Annotated in this window: 3 protein-coding genes; all 3 read right to left on the bottom strand. The window is 37.6% G+C overall.

Annotated elements, in window-relative coordinates; translation table 11 throughout:
- Positions 1 to 124: 124 nt before the first annotated feature.
- The 3 genes from QM491_RS25405 to QM491_RS25395 all read right to left on the bottom strand — a co-directional run bounded on the left by QM491_RS25405 (position 125) and on the right by QM491_RS25395 (position 4,290).
- Positions 125 to 2,275: a carboxy terminal-processing peptidase gene (locus tag QM491_RS25405; RefSeq protein ID WP_283330391.1), complete on the bottom strand. Its 2,151-nt coding sequence runs from the start codon at positions 2,273 to 2,275 to the stop codon at positions 125 to 127.
- A gap of 70 nt (positions 2,276 to 2,345) precedes the next feature.
- Positions 2,346 to 3,095 (bottom strand): BamJ family beta-barrel-assembly machinery protein, encoded by a 750-nt coding sequence (bamJ, locus tag QM491_RS25400; RefSeq protein WP_283330390.1) that lies wholly within the window; start codon positions 3,093 to 3,095, stop codon positions 2,346 to 2,348.
- Positions 3,096 to 3,453: 358 nt separating this feature from the next.
- A complete protein-coding gene (locus QM491_RS25395) occupies positions 3,454 to 4,290 on the bottom strand; it encodes a VOC family protein (RefSeq protein WP_283330389.1) in 837 nt (278 codons plus the stop codon).
- Between the last annotated feature and the right edge of the window lie 239 nt (positions 4,291 to 4,529).

Below are 4,529 nucleotides of genomic sequence, written 5' to 3'. Positions count from 1 at the left end.
CAAAAAGAAATACCATTAATAAAATGGAAGAAAAAAACCTCGAAAGTAAGTCCTTCCGAGGCTAATATTAATCAAATTTTATAATCTAATCCTTGTCAACTTTTTTCAGGACTAGACAGCATTCTTATTTTTTATTCTGAGTGATTTTGATACCATTAGAAGGAGCAAGGAAGATATAATCTGTTAATAATCTTTCTGTTTCCTTCAAATAAGCGTCTTTTTCACGTCTTTCTTTAGCTGCTTTTTGTTTTGCTTGTGCAATACTTACAGAGTCAGTTTTTACTTCCGTTTTAGCTTCTGGTTTTTCTACATCGGCTAACTCTTCAGCAAGGTCTTGGCTATTGCGTTTTTTCTGCTCTTCAATTTCTTTGCGACGTTTGTCTTCTTTCAAAGAGATTGTTTTGCGTTCTTTCGCTTTTTTCCAGTAATCAAAATCAGCGACTAATTTTTTCAAATCTGTTTCTGATTTCAAGTGCTCTTGGTATTTTTTGTTTAAGGACGCAACAATTTGTTCATTTACATCTGAAGACGGAGTGTATTTGGTTGTAGCAATCATATCCCAAGGCAATGCGCTAGGTTGTGAGCTTTCGCCGTATTCTTCTGCTGAGAAGCCTGAAGGTAATTGAATATCCGGCGTTACACCTTTGTGTTGTGTACTACTACCTGTGATACGGTAGAATTTCTCCATCGTGATTTTCAACTGACCTACGTTGTCTGGCTCACCTTTTAAGAAACGACCTAAATCTACTAAAGTTTGAACAGTTCCTTTTCCATAAGTTTGCTCACCCACAACGATACCACGCTTATAATCTTGGATCGCTCCAGCAAAGATTTCTGAAGCCGAAGCACTAAAGCGGTTTACTAAAACACCTAATGGACCATCATAAGTTACAGAAGCATCACGGTCGTATTCAGCCGAAATTTCACCATCAGCATGTTTGCGTTGTACAACAGGCCCTTGAGGAATAAACAAGCCTGTCAAACTAACGGCTTCTACCAAAGAACCACCGCCATTATTACGAAGGTCAAGGATTACACCGTCAACTTTTTCTGCTTTTAATTCAGTCAAGAACTTCTTAACATCTGCACTTGTGCTTTTGAAGTCTCCTTCACCTTTTCTTACCCCTTCAAAATCACGGTAGAACACAGGCAAGGTAATCAAACCTAGTTTGTACGAACGACCATTATTGGTAAATTCTAGAATATCTTTTTTGGCACTACCGTCTTCTAATTTGATTTTTTCACGAACCAAACGCACTTCTTTAGGTACTGAACCAACTGCCGCATCGCCTGAAAGAATTTTTAAGCGTACAGTAGTACTCTTAGGTCCTTTAATCAATTTGACAGCATCGTCGGTCATCCAACCAACAATATCTGTAAAAGCACCGTTTTCACCTTGTGCTACTGCTACGATTCTATCTTTTGGTTTTAGGGCTTTGCTTCTGTACGCAGGGCCACCCGTGATAAGCTCGATGATGGTTACATAATCGCCATCCAAACGAAGCGTTGCTCCAATACCTTCAAACGACTGAGCCATTTCTTGGTTGAACTGTGCAGCAGCTTTCGGAATCATGTAGTTGGTATGCGGGTCTATACTTTCGGTAAAAGAGTTCATGTATTGTTGGAATACATCTTCGCTTTTTGTTTTATCGAAATATTTCTCACTACGAGAGTAACGCTCTTTCAAATCTTTGATAGCAGAAGAGTCAGCTTTTCCACTGATTTTCCAGTCTAGCAAAGTACTTTTAATTGCCTTTCTCCAAATCTCATCAAGCTCTTGTTTGTTCGAAGCCCATTCAGCTTTTTCTCTATCAGGCGTATAAACCTCATCTATGTTAAAATTCATCGATTTGGTCAAAAGTTGATTTACAAACGTAAAACGTTCTTTCGCTCTTTTACGATAAATATTATAGATTTGATATGCAGCTGTCAAATCACCTTTTTGCAATTGGTCATCCAGTGAATAACGAAATTGTTCGAAATCTTGAATATCCTGTTTCGTGAAATTCATTTTATTACCATCAAGCTCCTTGATATAGTTATCGAGGATTTTTGAAGATAAAGAATCATTGAGAGGAACCCTTCTGTAATGATAATTCGTCAGGATTTGTGTCACTAATTCTTCTACTTTTTTCTGTGTTTCGGTGGGTTTGAGGTCGTCTTCACTAAATTTGTAAGCCACAGTAAGGTTTTTCTCGGCACTATGTGAGGTCGAGCGAAGTCCCATAACTGCCAATAGCGTAACAGGAACAAGTGCAATGAGATATTTCTTCATAGGGATTCGATGCGAAGGTAATTGAGTGACTAGTAAAAAAGACCAACCACTCAATCCTTGATTCGCTTTATTATTTTTCGATGCTTAGTAATTCAACTTCAAATACTAAAGCTGAATATGGTTTGATTACAGGACCACTACCACGTGAACCATAAGCCAATTCTTGAGGAATAAACAATTTCCATTTAGAGCCCACTGGCATTAATTGTAACGCTTCAATCCATCCTTGAATTACACCAGTTACTGGGAAAGTGATAGGTTCGTTACGTTGAACAGAGCTGTCAAATACAGTTCCATCTAATAAAGTACCATGATAATGTGTTTTTACTTTATCGTTAGCCGTTGGTTTTGGACCATCGCCTGCTTTCAAGATTTGGTATTGCAATCCGCTTGGTAAAGTAACAACGCCTTCTTTCTTTTTGTTCTCAGCCAAAAACTTTTCGCCTGCTTCTTTGATTGGCTTGTACTGAGCTGCTTGTGCCTCCATCATAAATTTTTGAAGGATTTGGTTTGCTTGCATATCCGAAACCAAAGTACTAGAGCCTTTCATTACTTCGCCAAAAGCCTTTGCCATCAATTCTGAATTGATAGGAATATTTTGCATTTTGAAGTTTTGTGCAACTAAAACGCCTAAACTATAACTTGCTGAGTCAGCCAAGCTGGTCAACTTTACTTCTTTGGTATCTGTAGAAGCTACCTTTGCAACAGCAGGTTTAGTGGCTGCTTTTGATGCTGGTGTAGCAGACTTTTTTACTTGAGCATGAGTGGCAAATGACGTAAGTGCTACGCCCGAACAAAGTACTATGTGTTTTAGATTCATGGTTTGATTTAATGTTTACTGCAATTTTGCAAAAGTTTATTCCAAATGCTATACTGCTCTTGCAGGCTAGAATGATGGAGCAGAATCAAGCCTTGTATTCAAAAAAATATCAGAATGGACTTGATAAGAACTACAAAAATAAACATTTGACGGACTTATTGTAGTATTTGCGATTGATAAATTATTGTTGGTTAAAACGCAAGATTTTATGAAAAAGTATGTAAAAAATAAATCACATACCTTCTTAGAAATACTTTTAACTACAATATATTGAAATGTGTAGAGAACACCCCAACAAATTGAGATGAGTGGTTGAAATGTATTTTGACTGGTCAGCAGAGGCTTTTCTAGCTTAAAGTTAAGCATCGAGTAACGTTTGAATATCGAATTTTTGCATTTTCATAAAAGCTTGAATCACATTTTTGCTTTTTGCGGGGTCACTCATAAGCTTTGGTAAAATAGTTGGGACAACTTGCCAAGAAACACCATATTGGTCTGCGAGCCACCCACATTGGTCATATCTTCCATTTTTACCTAAGTTTTCCCAGTAATAATCTATCTCTTCTTGTGTATCACATTCTATGACAAAGGAATTGCCTGGAGAAAAATCAAAGTCGTGTGCGTTATGACTACTGATGGCATTGAATAGAATACTTCCTAATTGGTACTGACAAAAAAGAAGTCTGTCGTCTGGAAAGTTAAAGTGGGCTGGATAAGGCGATTCAATTTTTACAGTAGAATTGTCAAAAATCTGAACGTACTGATTGATCGCTTCTTTGATGCGTGGAAATTTATCATTGGCAAAAAGGAGTGTAGGGACGATTTTTTGTGTAGCATCTATTGCTTGAATATCCAATTGCCAATATACGCCAAACTTGTCGCAGAGCCATGCGTATTTCTTACTCCAATCATATTCCCCCAATGGCATCACAGCGTTTCCTCCCTCCAAAAGTGCCGAATACAACCGCGCTATTTCCTGTTCACTGCCACAATACACATAGTACGACACAGCTGGAGTTGGCTTATATCGTGGTCCTCCATTTAATCCCATGAATTTAGTACCCATTAGCTCAAAGGAGCTTACCATGTGGTTCTGTTGAAGAACATGCGAATTCGGAAATAGTTTGGTATAAAAATCAGCAGCCTCTGTGGCTTGGTGATTGTACCAAATGCAAGAATAAATGGGTTTTTGCATGATTGTCTTTGAGTTACGAATTGGATATTGATGTTATTGCTTAAGCTTGTAAACTGAAGCAAAAGCTAGTCCAAGACTAAGTCTCAAACTAGGCATCTATACAAACTTCTCTTATGTCAGATGAAGTCATCTTGACTTTTGGTAGAATTGCTTAAAAATAAAAAAGGTTGTTGATATTTGTTTTGCGAACCATACCAAAGCAACCTTTTTATGTACTACGTACTCAGCAAAGATATAAT

Source organism: Flectobacillus longus (assembly GCF_030056705.1).
Classification (GTDB): Bacteria; Bacteroidota; Bacteroidia; order Cytophagales; family Spirosomataceae; genus Flectobacillus; species Flectobacillus longus.
This window is presented reverse-complemented; position numbering and strand designations above follow the sequence as displayed.